This is a genomic window from Chryseobacterium pyrolae (assembly GCF_025153485.1).
GTDB lineage: Bacteria > Bacteroidota > Bacteroidia > Flavobacteriales > Weeksellaceae > Chryseobacterium > Chryseobacterium antibioticum.
In genome coordinates, this window is sequence record NZ_JANZQH010000007.1 from 138,268 (window position 1) to 158,255 (window position 19,988).

Annotated in this window: 14 protein-coding genes; 2 read left to right on the forward strand and 12 right to left on the reverse strand. The window is 38.3% G+C overall.

Annotated elements, in window-relative coordinates:
* Positions 1-13 precede the first annotated feature (13 nt).
* From NZD88_RS15235 to NZD88_RS15245, 3 genes are read right to left on the reverse strand one after another with little or no spacing between them, the layout of a single operon-like run.
* Positions 14-1,123 (reverse strand): SusE domain-containing protein, encoded by a 1,110-nt coding sequence (locus NZD88_RS15235; protein WP_259830255.1) that lies wholly within the window; start codon positions 1,121-1,123, stop codon positions 14-16.
* Between the two features lie 18 nt (positions 1,124-1,141).
* Positions 1,142-2,743 (reverse strand): RagB/SusD family nutrient uptake outer membrane protein, encoded by a 1,602-nt coding sequence (locus tag NZD88_RS15240; protein WP_259830257.1) that lies wholly within the window; start codon positions 2,741-2,743, stop codon positions 1,142-1,144.
* Positions 2,744-2,755: 12 nt separating this feature from the next.
* A complete protein-coding gene (locus NZD88_RS15245) occupies positions 2,756-5,509 on the reverse strand; it encodes a SusC/RagA family TonB-linked outer membrane protein (RefSeq protein WP_259830259.1) in 2,754 nt (917 codons plus the stop codon).
* Positions 5,510-5,842: 333 nt separating this feature from the next.
* Here NZD88_RS15245 and metG point away from each other — a divergent pair, with 333 nt between their 5' ends.
* On the forward strand, positions 5,843-7,879 hold the full coding sequence (gene metG, locus NZD88_RS15250; RefSeq protein ID WP_259830261.1) for a methionine--tRNA ligase: 2,037 nt from the start codon (positions 5,843-5,845) through the stop codon (positions 7,877-7,879).
* Between the two features lie 229 nt (positions 7,880-8,108).
* Here the strand turns inward: metG and NZD88_RS15255 are convergent, their stop codons facing one another.
* The 7 genes from NZD88_RS15255 to NZD88_RS15285 all read right to left on the reverse strand — a co-directional run bounded on the left by NZD88_RS15255 (position 8,109) and on the right by NZD88_RS15285 (position 16,314).
* The gene (locus NZD88_RS15255; protein WP_259830263.1) at positions 8,109-8,813 is read right to left on the reverse strand and encodes a class I SAM-dependent methyltransferase; all 705 of its coding nucleotides are present in this window, start codon (positions 8,811-8,813) and stop codon (positions 8,109-8,111) included.
* 280 nt (positions 8,814-9,093) lie between these two features.
* Positions 9,094-9,906: a siderophore-interacting protein gene (locus tag NZD88_RS15260; protein WP_259830264.1), complete on the reverse strand. Its 813-nt coding sequence runs from the start codon at positions 9,904-9,906 to the stop codon at positions 9,094-9,096.
* A 126-nt stretch (positions 9,907-10,032) separates the two neighbouring features.
* A complete protein-coding gene (locus NZD88_RS15265) occupies positions 10,033-11,625 on the reverse strand; it encodes an MFS transporter (protein WP_259830267.1) in 1,593 nt (530 codons plus the stop codon).
* Positions 11,626-11,825: 200 nt separating this feature from the next.
* The gene (locus NZD88_RS15270) at positions 11,826-12,938 is read right to left on the reverse strand and encodes an HlyD family secretion protein (protein WP_259830269.1); all 1,113 of its coding nucleotides are present in this window, start codon (positions 12,936-12,938) and stop codon (positions 11,826-11,828) included.
* A gap of 23 nt (positions 12,939-12,961) precedes the next feature.
* Positions 12,962-14,272, reverse strand: a complete 1,311-nt coding sequence (locus NZD88_RS15275) for a TolC family protein (protein ID WP_259830271.1) — start codon at positions 14,270-14,272, stop codon at positions 12,962-12,964.
* 89 nt (positions 14,273-14,361) lie between these two features.
* Positions 14,362-15,207 carry a helix-turn-helix domain-containing protein gene (locus NZD88_RS15280; protein WP_169235449.1) on the reverse strand — a complete coding sequence of 282 codons (846 nt, stop codon included), beginning with the start codon at positions 15,205-15,207 and terminating at the stop codon, positions 14,362-14,364.
* Between the two features lie 39 nt (positions 15,208-15,246).
* Complete coding sequence (locus NZD88_RS15285; protein WP_259830273.1) at positions 15,247-16,314, reverse strand: DUF2891 domain-containing protein; 1,068 nt, start codon at positions 16,312-16,314, stop codon at positions 15,247-15,249.
* A gap of 141 nt (positions 16,315-16,455) precedes the next feature.
* Here NZD88_RS15285 and NZD88_RS15290 point away from each other — a divergent pair, with 141 nt between their 5' ends.
* A complete protein-coding gene (locus tag NZD88_RS15290) occupies positions 16,456-17,337 on the forward strand; it encodes a DUF4349 domain-containing protein (protein ID WP_259830275.1) in 882 nt (293 codons plus the stop codon).
* 79 nt (positions 17,338-17,416) lie between these two features.
* Here the strand turns inward: NZD88_RS15290 and NZD88_RS15295 are convergent, their stop codons facing one another.
* A complete protein-coding gene (locus tag NZD88_RS15295; protein WP_076505679.1) occupies positions 17,417-17,794 on the reverse strand; it encodes a hypothetical protein in 378 nt (125 codons plus the stop codon).
* A 194-nt stretch (positions 17,795-17,988) separates the two neighbouring features.
* Positions 17,989-19,791: a lytic polysaccharide monooxygenase gene (locus tag NZD88_RS15300; protein ID WP_259830279.1), complete on the reverse strand. Its 1,803-nt coding sequence runs from the start codon at positions 19,789-19,791 to the stop codon at positions 17,989-17,991.
* Positions 19,792-19,988: the final 197 nt, after the last annotated feature.

Here is a 19,988-nt window from a genome sequence, read left to right on the forward strand (position 1 = left end):
TATTTGTTACATGTTACAATTTTGTAACAGTTATTTTGTAATAGGCTGAATTGTGTAAATCCAGCTCTATTTTATAATTTCCTGCTACAGATACTTTATAGCCAGGGTCTCCATCTACTGTATTTTCAGCACTGAAATAAGTTTGTACACCCTTTCCTGAAATGATAGTTTCATCATCTTTCTTAGGTTGAACTTTTAGCAGCCAATCATCATTAGCCCTAAATTTAAATACTCCCGTACTGCTTAACATAATTGAGTTAATTACGTAAGTTTTTGTAGCCGGATTATACACTAAATCTGTATCTGAGTTCCATCCTGTAGGGGTAGCATCTCCGATTACACCAAAATTTGCCAACACTGAAGAATAGATATTCGCCGCCCAATCAACTTTGACATAATAAGTTCCTGCTGTTGCAGCTTTTACATTAACTTCTCCAGTTTCTATTAATTTTCCCGTGAAAGTTCCATCATCACCTTTATCTCCTGTCCAGGATTCATTGATGGTGAATTTATACTCACTTGTAGGAGCTCCAACATAAATAAATCCTCTATACTCACTATTTTTCCCTGGTGAGAATAAGTTGGGTGAATTGGCAGGATCCCAGTTTGCATAACCTGCTGCTCCCGCATAACTTCCCGGAACGTTGATTTTAGGATACACTAAATCAGGGTTTGGAGTATAAGGCGTTACTTTTAGGGCTATTACATTTGAATAGAAAGCTGCTGATCCAACGGATGTTTTTAATCTTGCTTCAATTTCATTCACAACATCTGGCGTTGCTCCAATATTAAACATTGCAGCATTCATTGCGGCATGGGTAACAGAACCTGATGTTAAATCATTGGAGAAATCAACAGTAGCACTTTTTTTAAAACCATCTCCTTTAATTCCAAATTCTATTTTCTGACTTGGAACTACAGCAATATTAAATGTTGGCTTCGTCCATGTAAAATTGATCACGGCATCATTGGCAGTAATTTCATTAAGAACTATTGTACTTTTATCAGAAGAAATTTTACCTGTGGTCGTTTCATTAATAACTGCCTGATCTTCATCTTTTTCGCAGGAAACCATCAATACTCCAATGCAAGCTATAGCTAGTATTTTAAATAATTTTTTCATTTTAACAGTGTTTAAAAGTTAATAACCAGGATTCTGAATCAGGTTAGGATTCGCTATAATATCCTTATTCGGGATAGGGAAAAGATTTCTATAGCTTTCTACGGCTTTTCCATCTTTAATATTTCCTTTCCAAGGCCATAAGTAATCTCCTGTAGTAAATTTGTTGAAACGGACAAGGTCTGATCTTCTCGTAGTCTCCCAAGATAATTCTCTTGCTCTTTCATCCAGAATAAAGTTCAGGTTTATTGATGTTACATTTCCGTTTGTATTACCATAAGCACGTTCTCTTAACTGATTAATATAACTCACTGCAGTAGCCTGGCTACCTCCACCTCCGCCTCTAAGAACGGCCTCAGCATACATCAGATAGATATCTGCCAATCGGTATAAAGGAATATCAGCTTCTACCCAGTTGTCATGTGCGCCAACAGCTCCGTTACTTTTAATATTTTTATATTTAATAAATGCATAACCATCAGTAAAAGAACCTAGATCATTAATTTCCAAATTCTGTCCTGTTGTAAAAAATCTTCCTCTTTTATCAGTTCCATTAGCTGGAAATAGGTTTACAAATGCTTTGGTAGTTCTGATCCCACTCCAACCACCATTAATGCCAAAATCAGAAGCTTTCATACCTCCACCTACTGATGCATGAACCAGGTAAGTAGTCCCGCCGTTGGTCTGTGTATTAATCCCATCAAAATTTACACTTAGAATTTGTTCAGGGTTACTAATATTATTATCTGCAAGGAACAGATCATCATATTTCGGTTTTAAAGAATAACCTGCTGCAATTACTTTGTTACAATAAGTAATACAATCTGTATTTCTCTGTGTTCCCGTATATACTTCGGCATTTAAATATAATTTTGCCAATAGTGACCAAGCTGCCGCTTTATCTGCTCTCCCATACTCACTGGTTTTAGGCTCTTTTAATTCAGCTGATACTGCAACAAGCTCGGATTCTATAAAATTAAATAATGCTTTTCTATCTATTCTTTGTGGCGGATTTACAGACCCCGGAAGATATGTTTCGTCTACAAAAGGAACATTCCCGAACATATCTATGGCATGATAATAGGATTGTGCTCTTAGGAACCGGGCTTCAGCTCTCATTAATTTTGCCTGAGCAAGATTGTCTCCGGTAATATTATTTGCTGCTAATTTTTCGTCTGTTACATTTCTCAGGAATTCATTACAAAAAGCAATTTCTGTATAGATTCTGTAGTACATGGCCGCAATGAATTCATTGGAAGAATCCCATGTCATTTTATGAAGAGTATGTAGGTTCCCATCATTCCAACCTATCACGGCTTCATCGGTAGTGATTACGTTCAGCGTGTATAGAAGCCTTGTATATTGTGAAAAACCTCCGTTAATCCCATTAATATCACTATCAGGCTGGTCACCGTCCCCACTTATCTGTCCACCCATAGCAAGACCACCATAAAGTTTTGCCAGGATATTTTTATAGTTAGAAAAATCTTTATAGATACTTACTGAAGTAACATCTGTTATCGGTTCTCTTTCCAGATCATTGACACAAGATGCTGTAGTGAGCAAAAATGCAGCAGAAAGAGGCAGTACTATATTTTTAAGTTTGATTGTATTTAGTTTCATCGTAATTATTATTTAAAATTGAAAATTAAAGCCTAAAGAATATATTCTAGGCATTTGATAGTATCCATTATCGATCCCACCAAAAACTTCAGGATCTACCCCTGTGTATTTGCTAATCACGAAAACGTTCTGAGCCATACCATACACTTTCAGATTGCTTCCTTTAGAGAAAATTTCTCCAAAATTATAGCCAACGTTGATATTATCCAATCTTAAGAACGATGCATTCTCTACATAAATATCTGATTTATACTGAGGTACAGCGAATTTATATTCCGGTGCAGTAGAAAATACATTCTGAAGGTATTCGTTCGTTGATGCAGACTGTAAAGAGCTGTTAGAAGCCATATTGTTATACACATAATTTCCTAACACAGCTCTGGCACTAAGCGCGAAATCCCAATTTTTATGAGATACTTTAGTTGAGAAACCTAAAATAGCATCCGGAGTAGTAGATTTGTAATAATACATATCTTTCGTATTAATTACCCCGTCTGCGTTTCTGTCTACAAACGCTCCATCTACAGGTTTTCCAGCAGTATCATATACCTGTTGATACACCCAGAATGCGTTTGGAGCGTATCCTACAGCATGAGCCTGAATTTTGTTTCCAGAACCTCCTTCAATACCACCAACTTCCATATTGAATGATTCATCTGCTCTATCCTTCAGTTTGGTTATGATAGGGTTATAGTGCGTAGCATTAAAACTTAATTCCCAAGTAGTTTTTTCATTCTTAACAGGAATTACGGTAATACTTCCTTCAATCCCTTCATTCTTCATATCACCTACATTCTGCCAACTTGCATTACTTAAGCCACCGGCCGCTTCATCAGCATATACCAATAGATCTTTAGTATCTTTTCTGAAAAAGTCAATAGATCCGGTAATTCTATTTTTAGCAAAACCATAATCCAATCCTATATTTTTCGTAATTGTAGTTTCCCAGGTAAGATTAGGGTTATAATTAGCAGGTCTGAACATGAAATAATATTCGTTCCCAAATTGGTAACTAGCTCCTGGGTAACTTGGGTTATAGGCTGCAAATGCCGGGTAATTATTAGGTTTATTTCCGTTCAGAGCTGGTAGCTCCTGCTGTCCGGTTTTACCCCATCCCGCTCTCAGCTTCAAAGTACTGATTGCTGAAACATTTTTGATGAAATTTTCCTCATTAAGCTTCCAGGCTAAAGAAACTCCCGGAAAAACACCCCATACATTATCTTTTGTCCCGTTGAAGAATCTTGAAGAACCATCTTTACGAACAGATCCAGAAATAATATACTTGTTAGCTACTGTAAAAATAGCTCTTCCATAGAATGATATCAATGTATTCTGGGTTTCAAAATTCAGATCCTGTGCATTGATTCCTGTTCCTTTATACGTAACAGCTCCAGGAATAATCGTATGAAAATCCTGATAAGCATATCCGGCTGTAATATCTACCCCGGTATTGATAGGAGCTATATTTTTAACATAATTAAAATAGGTTTCCAAGAGCTTGTTTTTCTTTTCCATTGAGTAGAAATTCGAACTTCCCTTATCACCATAACCCGGTCTGTAAATTGCATCCTTAAATTTGTGCCCTTCACTTTTTGTATAATCATACCCAGCATTTACATTGAAATGTAAGTCCGGAAGAAAATGTAACTTATAATCTAACTGAATATTTCCCAATCCTCTGGTTACCGATGATACATCCCTTATACCATCAATCATTCCCAGTGGGTTTGAATTGGCATTTACATTGTATCCGGTTGCTGATCCTGAATCCAGCCACTCATAATAACCTCCATATTTAGTATTTCCAGAATATACAGGCTGCGTAGGGTCAAAATAAGTAGCTGCCTTGATCACTCCGCCGTCTACAAATCGGTTATCCGTAAAAGTTCCTTTTGCATTTACATTCACTGATAAATGGTTATCAAAGAATTTAGGATTTAAGTTTAAGCCTACTGAAGTTCTTCGGAACGAATTTGATCTTACAATACCATTCTGCTCATTATAACCTAATGATAAACGGTAAGGCAATCCCTTTATACCTCCTGATAGCGCCACATTATTATCTGTACCCCAAGCTGCCTGGTAAATCTTGTCCTGCCAGTTGGTATCTGCATTTCCAAGTTTGGTTTTGTAACCTGCAGGTGCATAGGTATTGACAAAGTCTCTAAATTCCTGTGCAGTCAGTACATCTACATTTCCCATTTTAGTAGATACCGAAGTTACCGTGGAAAAATTAAGTTTAAATTTCCCTGAAGTTCCCTTTTTAGTTGTGATCAAAATAACACCGTTGGAAGCTCTATTACCATAAATAGCAGTAGCCGATGCGTCTTTCAGAATGTCAAATGTTTCAATATCATTGGGATTAATTAACGATAAAGGGTCAGATACACCATTCATTCCTACAAAATCCTGTGGCACACCATCAATTACGATCAATGGAGAGTTTTCCCCACTCAAAGACGAGGTCCCCCTGATCCTGATCTTTGTTCCTGATCCCGGAGCACCACTGTTATTGGTAATCTGCACCCCAGGTGTTTTACCCTGAATCAGCTGTCCGGCAGAAGTAGCACCTCCGTTGAAATCTTTTGCACTAACTGAAGTAATAGATCCAGTAAGGTCAGATTTCTTTTGCTTCCCATACCCGATCAATACAACCTCTTCAATCTTTTTCTCCTTAGTGAGAGAGTCTTGTGTCTGTGCATGTATCATTGAGCTAGCCAATAAAAAAGCTGGCGCAATTTTTAATACCGTTGTAAAATTTCTCAAAATATTGTTTTTTTAAGTTTCGTTTTTAATAAGTAAAAGCTGTATATCCAGCCTTGCAATTTAAAAAAAAATTAGAATTATTATAATATTATCAAAAATTTAGATAATTTTCTGTAAATTACCTGTCTGCAGAATATTAAATATCTGTTTTGCAGAATATTGCATTACTATATGCAATACATAACACTAATCTAGCTTAACAATAAGTTAAACATTTGTTTAGCTAAATGTAATATTAAAGTCTTTCAGGAGAGCAAAAAACTTATTATACTGGAAGCTTAGGGCATTTTCGTCAGATAATTCTTATCTTTGCAGTTAAAACTTTACTATAAAATGTCAAACAGAAAGATGATTACGGCAGCTTTGCCTTATGCAAACGGACCGGTTCATATAGGACATTTGGCAGGTGTATATATTCCTGCGGATGTCTACGCAAGATTTCAAAGAAGATCAGGAAAAGAGGTAGCGTTTATCTGCGGGTCAGATGAACACGGAATTCCTATTACCATCAGAGCAAAAAAAGAAGGGGTAACGCCTCAGGATATCGTAGATAAGTATCACGAAATCATCAAAAAATCTTTTTCAGATCTGGGAATTTCATTTGACGAATATTCCAGAACGACTTCTAAAAAGCATTACGAAACAAGCCAGGATTTTTTCAAAGTTCTTTATGAAAAAGGAAAATTTACGGAAGAAGTTTCAGAGCAATATTTTGATGAACAGGCCGGAGAATTCCTGGCAGACCGATATATTGTAGGAACCTGCCCGAACTGTGGCAATGAAAATGCTTACGGAGACCAGTGCGAAAAATGCGGTTCTACCCTGTCGCCTTCAGAGCTGATCAATCCGAAATCTATGTTGAGCGGAAATGTTCCTATCCTTAAAGATACCAAAAACTGGTACCTTCCTTTAAATAAATATGAAGATTTCTTAAATGAATGGATCATTGAGGGGCATAAAGACGACTGGAAACCAAATGTATACGGACAGGTAAAATCTTGGTTAAACGACGGTCTAAAACCGCGTGCCATGACCAGAGACCTGAACTGGGGAGTTCCTGTTCCGCTTCCGAATGCAGAAGGGAAAGTTCTTTATGTTTGGTTTGATGCTCCAATCGGTTATATCTCTTTTACCCAGGAATGGGCAGAGAAAAACGGAAAAGACTGGAAGGATTACTGGCAGAGCGAAAGCAGTGACCTTGTTCATTTTATCGGAAAGGATAATATTGTATTCCACTGTATTATTTTCCCTGCGATGATGAAGGCTCACGGTGACTATATTATGCCGACAAATGTTCCTGCCTTTGAATTCTTAAACCTTGAGAACGACAAGATCTCAACGTCGAGAAACTGGGCCGTATGGGCACATGAATATGTAGAAGAATTCCCTGGACAGCAGGATGTTTTAAGATATGCACTTCTTTCATCAGCTCCTGAAACAAAGGATAATAATTTTACATGGAAAGATTTCCAGACTAAAAATAATTCTGAGCTGGTAGGTATTTTCGGGAACTTTATCAATAGAGTTGCTGTTCTTATCCATAAATATTATGATGGTGTTATTCCCCAGGGAGACGTAAACAGCCCTGAATTAAGAGAAATCAACAAAGCAGCTAAAGAAATTTCTGGATTCCTGGAAAATTATGAATTCAGAAACGCATTAACTGCATTAATGAATCTTGCCCGTTTTGGAAACCAGTATCTTCAGAATGAAGAACCTTGGAAAACCATCAAGGACAGTCCTGAAAAAGCAGCACAGTCATTATTTGTAGGTGCTCAGCTGGCTGTTGCTTTAGCTCAGTTATGCGAACCATTTATGCCTTTCAGTTCTGAGAAATTACTGACCATGTTCAATGCTGAGCAGGTAAGCTGGAACGATGTTGAAACTCAATCTGTTTTAATAGAAACAGGCCACAAAATCAATGAAGCTTCTCTTCTTTTCTCAAAAATTGAAGACAGCGTCATCGAAGCTCAGATTGAAAAGCTTGAACAGACGAAACAAAATAATAAAAAAACAAACCCTAACGCCAACCCTATGAAAGAAGAAATTTCTTTTGATGATTTTACTAAAATAGACCTTAGAACTGCTACCATTTTAGAAGCTGAAAAAGTGGAAAAAGCTGATAAATTATTAAAGTTTAAAGTAGATACAGGCGTTGATATCAGAACTGTGGTTTCAGGGGTTGCAGAAAGCTTCACACCGGAAGAACTTATTGGAAAGCAGGTGATGATCTTACTAAATCTTGCCCCAAGAAAAATCAGAGGAATTGAATCTCAGGGAATGTTCTTATTAACGACAAAACCAGACGGAAAACTATCTTTTGTAACACCGGATGACAGCAATGTAGAAAACGGTATTGAGATAGGATAATCACCATATTCCAGATAAACAAAAGACACATGATTTTTCATGTGTCTTTTTTATTTTGTTTCTGTCATTACGAGCGCAGCGAAACAATCTCTTAAATAAAGCTTAAACTTAATGATCTTAAAAATGAATTTTAATCTTAATGATTTCTGTTTTTAAACCATTAAGAAAGGTTTAGTTATTAAGAGTATTAAGAGATTGCTTCGCTATGCTCGCAATAACGAAGGAATATTTACTTTTTAGTCAGTTTCGCCAGGTAAGAGTCCTCATCCTGCATCACTTTTTCTATGGTAAAGCCATTATTTTCTGCGGCATTTTTCAACGTTGTAAAATCAAGGTAGAGCCATTTGATAGGATCTTCAGATTCTCCTTTATAATGAACAACGTAATCCAGTTCACCATAATAGCCTCCTGCCGGAATATAAACGCCTCCATCTTCATCACGGTCGAACATATATAAAATATCTGTACTGTCGATCAGGATCTGCCCATTATCATTCACTAAAGTATACAGTTTCTGAAGGTAGCTATCAATTTTTTCAAGGCTTTGAAAAATCCCTGTCCCGTTCATCAGAAGCAGAATGGTATCAAAAGTTTCTCCGGAAAAATCCAGCATATTGTTGCATACTGCTTTTTTGATTCCTCTCAGCTTGCAGACTTCAGTAGATTTTGGTGAAATATCAAGAGCCAGAACATCAAGATCTCGTTCATTCTGAAGATATAAAGCATGGGAACCGGCACCGGCACCGATGTCCAGTACTCTTCCCTGAGCAAGCTCAAGTGCTTTTTGTTCAATATCATTCATATCTTCAAAATCCCTGAAAAGATATTCTACCGGAAGCTCGTCCAGTTCTGAGATTGAAGTTTCTGTCTGCAGATCTTCAGGATTTTCGTTGTGAAAATAATCCCAGATCGCTTTACCCATTAAATCTTTCATTGCTGTCTTTAAAAGTTGCAAAGATAAGGGTTTTCTTAATGTTGAGTGGTGAATGATCAATGATAATTGATAAATGATAATTGATAATTGATGAGTGATAATTGATGAGTGATAGAAAAAGAGTTCCAAATATTCACCATTGACTTGCGAAGCAAAATTCACCATTGACATCTATCCCGTTTAAAATCCAAATCAAAGACCATAGTTTTAAACTGCGAAAATCCCTAATCCCTAATCCCTAATCTCTAATCCCTGCTACCTAAAATCTACCATCTGTCATCTACCCCATCGAATCTTTCTCCTTATGCCTATCTTTTTCCGATTCATTTTCCGCTACACCTGCTTTCCAGTAAGAATATGCATTGAGTTCCCGTGAAGTCCAGTTTTTTTCTTTTCTGAGATAGGTACGGATTTCTTTAACGCTTGAAAACTCGGCCGCAACATATCCGAATTTAGTGGTTGCCGGAATATTGATATTTTTTACGGTATCCGCCATTTCACTGCTGATATGCGGAGTTGAGTTATGAAGCCATTTAAATTCAATATCAGCCTTAGTATGAAGAATCTGTTCATCCTGCTTTCCGTGAACTTCAATGATGCAGACTCCTTTTGCTGTTTCCGGCAGGGTTTCCAGCATAGCGCTCAGAACAGGAATTGCTGTAGCATCACCAACAAAAAGGTACCATTCAACTTCGGGATACATTTCTTTAACTTCAGTCCGCATCATGATCCCTAATTTCGAACCTGCTTCAGACTCTCTTGCCCATTTTGATGCAGGACCGCCATCACCATGGTCAACAAAATCAATAATCAGTTCATTCTTCTCAAGATCAATTCCTCTGTGGGTATAGGTTCGTATAGCAGGAGCCACTTCTTTGGGAGGATATACCCATTGGCGGTTTTCGTCCAACGTTGGAAAATGAACTTCATTTAGACCAAAAGGAGGTACTGCAATCTTATTATTATCACCTATGCTGGTATTTTTAAACAGATGAGCTTCAGGAGAATATAAATAGACTCTGATATAGTGATCAGTGATATACTCTTTTCTCAGTAGCTCTGCAACAATTCGTCCGGTTTGAATTCTTGTCATATATTTTAATTTTTGTTCATACAAATTTAATTTTATTTTGTCTAAATAAAAATAATTAATTTAAAAAAAAGTAAAGCCCCACTAAAAATATATAGCAGAGCTTTACTCGTGAAAAACAAGGTATCTTTAAACCGCAGGCCCGGCTGCGTCTTTTATTTCTTCTACTAATTTTTTTCTTTCGCGAAGTCTTCTTCTGGCAATCACAGATTTACCGCCAAGAACCCTTATGAACCTCAAATACTGGAATCTTTCTCTTCCGAAATGATGCGTCATTACATACAGCAATACTCCAAAACCTGTCAAAATAATATATCCGAAGATCTTTTTGCCGGAAACAAGGATGGCATTCAGTTGAAGTGTTTTCATATTCGCAGCTAATGTTTGAGGACTCACGGTCATACCGTCGATATACACTGCAAGATCTCCTACTGCTGTAATCTGAAAACGATACTGAAACCATGAATACAATGCTGAAAAGAATCCTACAGCCAGAAACGTTCTCCATACCAAAACCAGCCCGATTGCAGCCAGCATATCATCCATTTCAAGTTTGTCCAGGGTATAGAACCATACTGAAATAAACAGTGAGCACATTCCATATCCTTTTAGAAACATAGGAAGATACCAGTTCTCGTAATTGAATTCTAAAACCATCGAAAAGTACATGATCAATGCATATCCCATCATCGCCGAAAACCCCGAGAAGATGTACATTTTCAATGGTATTTCTTTTTTAAACCAGAATACAGCAATCACTCCTGCCAGGATGATTCCCGGGATCATGAGCATGCTTAATCCTGCGTTCGTAAGCTGATCATACCCAAGAACCCCTACCGCAAAGGTATTCTGAAGTGAAGTTGTCCCCAAGAACATTCCCAACCACAACAGCATAAACAATCCATGCTGTACATTATTCTTTGTAAATATCTTGAATGATAAATACGGTCTTTTTAAGGTGAACTGACGAACCACCAACAACGCAAAGCTTACAAAAGCAGCTATACTCGCATTCATAATATGTTTTGAATTCCACCAGTCCTGCTGTTTCCCGAAAGAAAAAACATAGGCAGAAAACATAAACGTCGAAACGAAAAACATGATGCTCATCCAGTCGATATAGTGCAACGGAACTTTTAAAGCAAAGTATTTATCATGCATAAAGATCCAGTGGATGAGAGCGAGAATGAAACATAAAACCGCTGCAATCAGATAAAAATGCTGCCAATTGTAATTAATAGACACAACCACCGCGTAATACGCCGCCACTTGATTCATCACCAATACAAAGGTGTAAAACAATCCGTAAAACATTCCTCTGTTTCCGATCATCATCATTAACGGAAGAAACAGCTCGATGGTCACCATCATTTTTAAAAACCCGATAAAGAGTGCCGTAAATACGAAAACCATGGGTTGCATCGTAGTTCCATTGATATAGCTCAGCAAGCCTAACAGCACAAGAAGCACCATCATTTTGTCTCTTACCTTGAATCGCATCTTCATTCTGAGAACGATCGGCATACAGGCACCCATTCCTATGGTGGTGGCATAGTTGGCCCACATAAAATATTCTGTCATCGCCCCGGTACCGCTCACCAGATAGCTGATGTTTCCGGTATAGACACCGCCAAGAGGCATCACCACCGCCAATAGCATTACAATGAGCAACAGTTGTACGGGTTTGGGTACCCAGTCGTTATATAGTCCTTTGTTGTACATTTTTTTAGATACTAGATGTCAGATTTCAGATAACAGACTTTACTATTCCATCTTCAATTTCTTCTTCAGCTAAAAGCCTGAGATCTGATATCTTTTATTTTTAATTTTGAGCAATTTATTGTAAGCTCCTTTTTTGTCAGATGACATATGAAACATATTCATTTCAAGGTCTGAAATCTGACTTCTGATGTCTCTCAGTCTTAATTGATATTCACATTCATATTCATTCCCGCGCTTAGTTTCTCCAGATCTTCTTTTTTATTGGAAGATGTGAATTCGATTCTAACAGGAATTCTCTGTTGTACTTTGATAAAGTTACCTGTAGAATTATCGGTAGGAACACTGGAATACCTTGAACCTGTCGCAGCAGAAATCGCAGTTACCACACCTTCAAACTTCTTTCCTCCTAAGGCATCAGCAGTCATCGTCATCTTTTCACCGATCTTAATATTCGGCATCTGTCTTTCCAGGAAATTAGCAGTCACCCATTTCTGGCCGTTCAGAACAATGGTAGCTACCTGTTGCCCCGGCTGGATCAATTGTCCCTCAGAGATGGTTCTACGCCCCATTATTCCGTCATAAGGTGCTGTGATTACTGTATAAGAAAGATTGATCTTTGCCATATCCAGTGCGGATTTTGTTCTTTTAATCTCAGCATCATTAATTCCTAATTTGCTTTTCACCTCAGTTGTGGAAAGGTTGGCAGATTGCTTCTGATTCACTAATGTTTCATATGCTGCTTTCTGGGCATCATACTCCGTTTTGATTTGGTCATATTGCTGTCTGGTCACTGCTTCTGCGGCCAGAAGGTTTTTATATCGGTTTAAATTCTGCTCAGCATTCCATAGTCTTGCTTTGGCACCTGCAATATTGGACTCCATCACACTTACGTTATTGGAAACCGTATTGACAGATGAACTTGTTGCTGATCTCTGTGCCATTGCATTCTGATAAGCGGCTTCCGCCTGACCCAGCTGCGTTAACAATTCATTTTTATCCAGAATAACCAAGGTATCTCCTTTTTTAACCTTCTGGTGCTCGATGAATTTTATGTCTTTGATATATGCTGAAACCCTTGTATTGATAGGATTAATGAATTCCTCTACCTGAGCCGCTTCCGTGTAGGTTTTGTCTCCGATGTGAAAATATTCTCGGACCAGCCAGAAAAGACCGAACCCTATCACTAGAAATACCACCGTATTAGAAATGATGGCTCTGATTTTATTTTTTTTATTCTGTTTCTTTTTAGCGGCTGCTCCCGATTGTACCGGAGCGGCCTGAGTATTTTGAGTAGTTTGTTCCTTGTTTTCCATTATCTTGATTTTCAGTTTTAAAATTAAAGTGTTCCTGTAGCCTTCAGGAGGTTATAATATTGATACAGTACATTGATCTCGGCATTGGCATAATCCAGTTCAGACTGAAGTTTCTGATTTTGCGCATCGATCATTTCAGCCTGTACAGCCAGTTGGTTCAGATATTTAGCTTCTGTGATCTTGTAGTTTTCTTCTGCCAATCTTTTTGAATCATTCAAAATATCTGCCTGCTGGATAGATTCCTGGTATTTTACATAGGCTGCATTCACTGCCATGTCTACATTCTGCTGAACGAGCGTTACCGCATCGCCAGCCTGATTTTTCTGAAGCTCACCAAGCTTTACTTTTTCTTTTGTCTTGTATAGATTATCAATATTATAGCTTAGTGAAACACCGGTTTGCCAACCTCCGGAATACATATCGACAACAGGGCTTTTTGTTGTAATAGGCCGTTGGAGTGTATAGCCTCCGAATCCTGACAATGTCGGCATCTGATCTGTTTTAATGATTTCGATGTTTTTATCAGCTACATCTATATTCTTTTTTGCCGATTTTAGCTGAGGATTGCTGTCATGGGCAAGATCCATATAATAATCCATCCCGATGCCCGATTCTTTATCCGTTAAACTTTCAACGGGAACGATTTCTGTTTCAGAAGGCAGTCCTAAGGCTATATTTAAATTATAATTAAGGATCTTTTTATTATTCGTCAGAGTCAGAATTCCCTGATCAAGATTTTTGATGGCCAGCTCACCACGGATAACTTCATTACGGGTCACCATTCCCTGCTGATAGAATTTCTGGATATTTTTCAGACGTTCCTGAGCCAGTTTTTTATTATTCTGAAAAACGGTTTCCTGATTGACTATTTTATAGACATCCAGGTAATTGGAGACCACGAGAAATTTGACATCAAGCTTGTTTTTTTCTAAATCCAGTTCAGAAAGCTGCTCACGCAGACCGGCCATTTCAATGGATTTATTCACCAAACCACCTTTAAAGATCAGCTGGGTTGCCTGTACAGCATATGAGCTCCCATAATGAGGCATGGAAATATTCGTTGAGTTCGAGAAATCTTTATCGATGGCTAGAGCATCGCCTAAATAGAACTGACTTGTAGAAGCAGTAATGTTGGGAAGCTTCTGAAGTTTTGCAACATTTGTATTTTGTTTTGCAATGTCAATGTTCTGAGCAGCCACTTTTAACTGCTGGTGGTTTTTCACAGCCATATCGGCGACTTCACCTGCGGTCATCTGTTTGATCTGTTGAGAAAAAAACAGCGCAGGGAATAGAGCTACCACGAGTGATAGTGCTGTTTTTATGTTATTTGTCATTTTACCTTGTTTTACAAAGGCAAAGTTACGGCAGCAACAAAGTCAATCAAATGTTTGAATTCTGGAAAAAGATGTTCAAATGTAAGATTCTAACTTTCAAACTGATGCCTATACTGTCTGGGGCTTACTTCTAGATGCTTTTTGAAAAAGTGGGAAAATGCATATTGATCACTGAAACCAAGGATTGAAGAAATCTCTGAAACTGGTTTACTGGAGGAGTTTAAAAGCACTTTTGCTTCATTCATCACGATCAGGGCGATGATCTGACTGGCAGACTTTCCGGTGATAGATTTTACGACTGATGAAAGATGTCTGGTTGTAATCGACTGCCGCTCGGCATAAAATTCAACGGTTCTCTCGGTCAGATGATGCTCTGCCAGGTCTGTCAGAAAAACAAAGACAATCTCTTCCTGTCTGGACATCTGGTTCATCGAATAATTATCCTCTTTAGAAATAATTCCTGCCATCTGGTAACAGAAAACAGAGAAAAGATGTTCCACCATTTCCTTTTTATACAGCATTTCGGTCTCAGAATCCAGAATATATTTCAGGAAATTGACGCTTTTCCACACTACTTCCATTTCATTTTCAGGAAAAGGAACTCCTCTATTCATCTGCTGCCGAAAATACCGATAGGTAATCAGTCTGTTGAATTTCAAGGACAAAGCAGAAATAAAGTCTCTTTTATAAGAAACCATTCTGGATTGAAAATCTCCGCTTACGGATACCATTTCATAAATCGTCTGAGGGTCGGTTACCATAAACATATTGGCAGAAAGCTCCAGATCGCTGAAATGCTGCCGGAGCTTTATGGTACCTGATTTAATAAAAATAAAAGCAGGATTGTCCGGACGGAAAGGTTTATCCGCAGAAATTCTCTCGAAAATATTATGTTGGGTAAAAATTTCAACACCAAATTTTTCTAAGGCTGACATAAGACAAATGTAGCCAATATATTCTGTGCTTACAACCTTTTAATCTTCCAGTGAATAAACCGCAAAGCTCGCCAGCCAGTGGTCTCCGCCGTAATTTCCCTGAAACAACAGAGGAAGTCCGTTGGCTAAAAATACATCTGCCGTTTTCTTAAAGCTTTTTTTCAATGGGTGTCCCTCCGGAAGAGCTTTTGAGATCCCTTTCATACACCATGCTTTCGAAAAAGAAAGTCCGACAAGATGAACGGTTTGATAATCACTCAGGTCACTTACCACAGGGATTTTTTCAATATTTTCCAAGCTTCTCTTCTCGTAAAAACTGTTCAGCCACAGGACAAATTCTTTCTGTGGCAGCACTCTTCTCATCAGGTCTGCAATTTCAAGGCTTGGGGAGAAAAAGTCTGATCCGTCCGGTTCGAGATAAGCAGGTGTTTTTTGATCTTTTTCGTAAAAATATTTTGCTTTTTCTTTAAGCTGACTCTCAAATTCCTGATCATTGTTTGCTTTAGCCCAATCGATAGCGAAAGCCAGACCAAATGCAGTATTCGGGTGAACTCCGGTTCTGTTCGGATAGGTTTGCTTAAGAAGATAGGTTTTCCATGATTGTAAGATCTTATCTGTTAAAGGTTTTAGATTCTGATGCCAGATCTTTGCTTTAGGATGATCCCATGTTGTCAACTCTTCATCAAGTTTCAGCAACCAGGCCCAGCCATAAGTTCGTTCAAATGTAGTCGTTAATTGATATTTTGTGAAATAATCGGCTTCGGCCAGTAGATTTTCTTTCTTTAATGAACTGTCAAGAATTTTTTCGATGTCTTTTGCATTAGGCAGATTAGGCTTTGTCTTCAGCAATCTTACCAGCATCCAATGTCCATGAACGGAACTGTGCCAGTCGAAACAGCCATAGAAGCTCGGATGAAGATCTTTTGGAGTTAAAGTAACCTCGCCTGCATTATTAATGATATGTGCCGTTTTATTTGGATATTCCTGATTGATGCAGTGAAGTGGTTTTTCTAATAATTTTAGAGCTATTTCATCGCTCAGTTTCGGAACTTCCTGAGCGTACATCAAAAATGGAGAAAACGTTAATGCTAAAAGACTTTTTTTCATTCATTAAAAATAGAAAATAATTTAGATTTCAAATTGCTTTTAAAAATAAATGAATCTCAATAATTTTAACAAAACATTATTAATTTTAAATAAAATAGAGATTTAAGCATAATTTTTGATAAGGTTTAGCAAACAATATTCATGAGAAAATTATTTTTACCTTTATGTATACTCCTTCTGATGAGTGGGTGTAAAAAATCCGAACTGGAGGCTGTCAATTCCTCTCCGGTAGTATCTGCTGATAAAGCAGTGGCTGTTGCTGAATATGAAATGGTTGCTCCTCCGAGTACTATTTCTGAAAAACTGCTACCAGACGAAAATAAACCTGCCCAACCTCCTTTAGCTCCTAAAAAGATCGACACTATCGCTAAAAAGATTGTTAAAAACGGCAACATGAGAATCCAGGTTGGGGATATTAAAAAAGCCCAGACTCAGGTGGGAGATATTCTGAAAAAAAACAATGCTTATATTCAAACAGAACAATTCCAAAACACAGATATAGATGACAATCTGGATCTCGTCATCCGTGTACCGCATAAAAATTTCGATGCACTGATCAATTCCTTTTCGGAAGGAGTCGGTTCTGTTTTATCTAAAAATATTTCCTCTGATGACGTTACTGAGGAATATACTGATGTTTCCATTAAATTAGCTAATAAAAAGATTTATCTGGAAAAGTACCGAGATATGCTGAGAAGCGCTTCTACCACAAAAGATATGATTGAAATTCAGGAAATCATCCGCGAACTGGAAGATGAAATGGACGTAGCAGAAGCCAGACTTCGCTTCATTGATGACCGGGTGAATTACAGTACGCTGAATCTGAGTTTACATAAAGAGAAAGTGAGAAGTTCCGCCACCTCAAAGATTGGTTTTGGAAGCCGTCTGGCAGATTCTGTGACGGAAGGATGGAACAGTTTTATGAGTTTCCTGCTGGGAATTATTTCATTCTGGCCATTCTTATTACTCATTCCAATACTTGTTTATCTCTGGAGAAAATGGAGAGCTGGAAGAAGAAAATAACAGCAGATCTACATGTATCAATAATAAAAATCCGGCTATCAATGATAGCCGGATTTCTACTGCATTATCTATAATTTAATTAAGCATTGAAATACTCTTTAACGGTTTCTAGAACCTGCTCGTCCGACATCTTTTGTGCTGTATCCAGTGTTATCGTCAGGTTTTTAAACTGAGCGGTATCGTGTAGATATTTTTTCAGCTCTTCCTGAATCGTTCCCGGGCCTGTAATATAAACTTCCTGGGAATTCGTCAGCAGATGCTCTATCTCTTTAAAGAATTTTACTTTGTTGGTTCGCTCTGCATTATTGGCTGCATTTTCACTTGAGTTTCCATGCTGTATTTCTGCTTTTACAGGGCTGCACAGGAAAAATTTGAAAGCATTCTGCGCATCATGATTTTTTACAACCACTGCTTTTTCTGTATCGATCCAAAGTCCTGCTAATTTCTTGTCTGACATAATTTATTTTTTTGGTGTTATACGCTATGTAGATCAAGAATGATGCAAAGGGGATGTTAAGGGCTGTTAAATATTAAAAGGAGCTGAAAAAACCATTTACAGATGGGTTCCTTTGAAAGATATTAATACAAGAAAGCCGCCTTACATGAAGACGGCTTCTGTTGATTATATTTTATCCTTGTTTGTGTTCAGGACTACTTTTTGATTGTTTTAACTGTACTTCCCCCCTCTTTATATAGAATCTTCACAAAATAGATTCCAGGCTGAAGAGAATTCAAAGCAATACCATTCTTTACAGGATTTCTGTAAGACAACACTTGAAGTCCGTGGGTACTGAACACATTCACTTCAAGGATTTTCCAATAGTTGCTTTCCGGCAGAAAATGGAGTTGGTTATCGGATACAATTACGGAAAGATCATCTTCCTGAGCATTGCGTGCTGACCCTGTACAATCCGGACTTTCATTACAGTTACTTACCACTTTCCACACCGCATTGCTTCCTGGTGTATCTCCCGGATTAGCATACCATTTGTTTTCCCAAATTTTGCAGGCATAGAATACTTTTGTACCGGCAGTTGTATAAGCTTTTGCCAGGTTATATTGCTGTGCTCCGCAATATGTAAGGGGACCGCCTGACTGGCAACCCGGGCCTTCGGTACATGCGCTTATCTCCTCCCAAACCATATTGATTCCGGGAAGTTCATTGGGATTAGCATACCATTTGTTCTTCCATATTTTGCAGGCATAGAACACTGTTGTCTGAGCTGTTGGATAGGCAGTGGCCGGATTATACTGTTGTGATCCGCAATATGTCTGACCATTTCCTCCTTCTGCTTTCTTAGTCCTGATTTTTAATTCATTACTGGCATCGGATATTTGATCATTCTGTGCGACAGCTTTTACAGTGTAACGGTATTCTGTATCCTGAACCAGACCTGTACGCGTGAAGTTTGTCTGTACTGTTTCACCGACTTTAATACCATTTTCAAATACCTGATAATTTTTAATCCCCTGTGTATGGCTTGAAGCAATCCACATCAATGAAACAGAGTTTTCGGTGGCTCCCATCGAGTGGAGATTTGCCGGTGCAATAGGCTGTTCGGGGACACCTGCATTATTTGTTTTTACAATAAGCGGTGTACTTTTCGGTGAGGTCAGCCCCGTAGAACCTATCGCTTGTACTTCGTAGGTGTAAACCGTATTGGCGGATAATCCCTGATCTTCAAATTCAGGAACACTTACATTCTGTACAGCCTGTCCATTACGGAAAACGGTGTAAGATGCAACATTTCCCTGTGGAGTCCAGCTGATTTTAGCAGAAGAACTTGTAGCACCTACCTTGGTTAATCCTGTAGGTGTAGCTGGTGTTGTGGGAATTACTGCTGACTGTACATTCACATCAATCACGTTATAAAATGCATTGGCAGTATCTGCCACATCCCAAACAGCCAGAATGACATGATACCCCTGACGATTACCTGGAATTGTGATGTGATGAGGGGTGTTATCCTGTGGTGGTGAACCGTTATGCACGACCTCTCCTATTAACTCAAGATCCTGGCGAGCGAGCGGTTGATTAGGGTTCCAACCTGGTTTTGTCATGTAATAATGCCATTTTGATGTGGCGTGGTAAGCCAGATATTTCCAGATGAATGTATTCACACCAGCTGTTATGTTGGTTTTCTTCCATCGGTCCGCAGTTTGAAGATCGAGAATAGTGTTCCCACCTATACTTCCATTGGCTGAAGCAATCCTTCCATCTGCCGGGCCGAGTGCCGGAAATCCTTTTTTGGCTTCCAGAGATCCCGGTTCATTGATAACGGTACCATATAACCCCAATGCCGTGTTATAACCGAGCGTAACCTTATCCAGACTTCCCTGATAGCCCCTCGAAGCCGGACTCACAACATATCCGTGGGCAGACAGAGGTGTTGTAGAAAATACCAGAGTACACAAAACGAGTACTGCAGAAAAAAAATTTCTAAGTTTAATCATATTTAATTATTTAAGGTGTTTGATGTTTGTCAGCTAATCTGAAGGACAGATCCAACCCTATCTCATATCAGACGCATAAAGAAATACTGGAGAAAAACCGTTATTTCTCTCTAAATACAACCCTTTGTGCGATTGAATAATGTCAGTGAACATCCTAAAGAATTTGCCCGAGAATTTTACAAGTTATAAAACCCGAA

What these genes read in the sequence shown, in the direction of transcription:
- NZD88_RS15235 (WP_259830255.1), bottom strand. Translation starts at nt 1,123, where the DNA reads ATGAAAAAATTATTTAAAATACTAGCTATAGCTTGCATTGGAGTATTG.
- NZD88_RS15240 (WP_259830257.1), bottom strand. Translation starts at nt 2,743, where the DNA reads ATGAAACTAAATACAATCAAACTTAAAAATATAGTACTGCCTCTTTCT.
- metG (WP_259830261.1), top strand. Translation starts at nt 5,843, where the DNA reads ATGTCAAACAGAAAGATGATTACGGCAGCTTTGCCTTATGCAAACGGA.
- NZD88_RS15255 (WP_259830263.1), bottom strand. Translation starts at nt 8,813, where the DNA reads ATGAAAGATTTAATGGGTAAAGCGATCTGGGATTATTTTCACAACGAA.
- NZD88_RS15260 (WP_259830264.1), bottom strand. Translation starts at nt 9,906, where the DNA reads ATGACAAGAATTCAAACCGGACGAATTGTTGCAGAGCTACTGAGAAAA.
- NZD88_RS15265 (WP_259830267.1), bottom strand. Translation starts at nt 11,625, where the DNA reads ATGTACAACAAAGGACTATATAACGACTGGGTACCCAAACCCGTACAA.
- NZD88_RS15270 (WP_259830269.1), bottom strand. Translation starts at nt 12,938, where the DNA reads ATGGAAAACAAGGAACAAACTACTCAAAATACTCAGGCCGCTCCGGTA.
- NZD88_RS15275 (WP_259830271.1), bottom strand. Translation starts at nt 14,272, where the DNA reads ATGACAAATAACATAAAAACAGCACTATCACTCGTGGTAGCTCTATTC.
- NZD88_RS15280 (WP_169235449.1), bottom strand. Translation starts at nt 15,207, where the DNA reads ATGTCAGCCTTAGAAAAATTTGGTGTTGAAATTTTTACCCAACATAAT.
- NZD88_RS15285 (WP_259830273.1), bottom strand. Translation starts at nt 16,314, where the DNA reads ATGAAAAAAAGTCTTTTAGCATTAACGTTTTCTCCATTTTTGATGTAC.
- NZD88_RS15290 (WP_259830275.1), top strand. Translation starts at nt 16,456, where the DNA reads ATGAGAAAATTATTTTTACCTTTATGTATACTCCTTCTGATGAGTGGG.
- NZD88_RS15295 (WP_076505679.1), bottom strand. Translation starts at nt 17,794, where the DNA reads ATGTCAGACAAGAAATTAGCAGGACTTTGGATCGATACAGAAAAAGCA.
- NZD88_RS15300 (WP_259830279.1), bottom strand. Translation starts at nt 19,791, where the DNA reads ATGATTAAACTTAGAAATTTTTTTTCTGCAGTACTCGTTTTGTGTACT.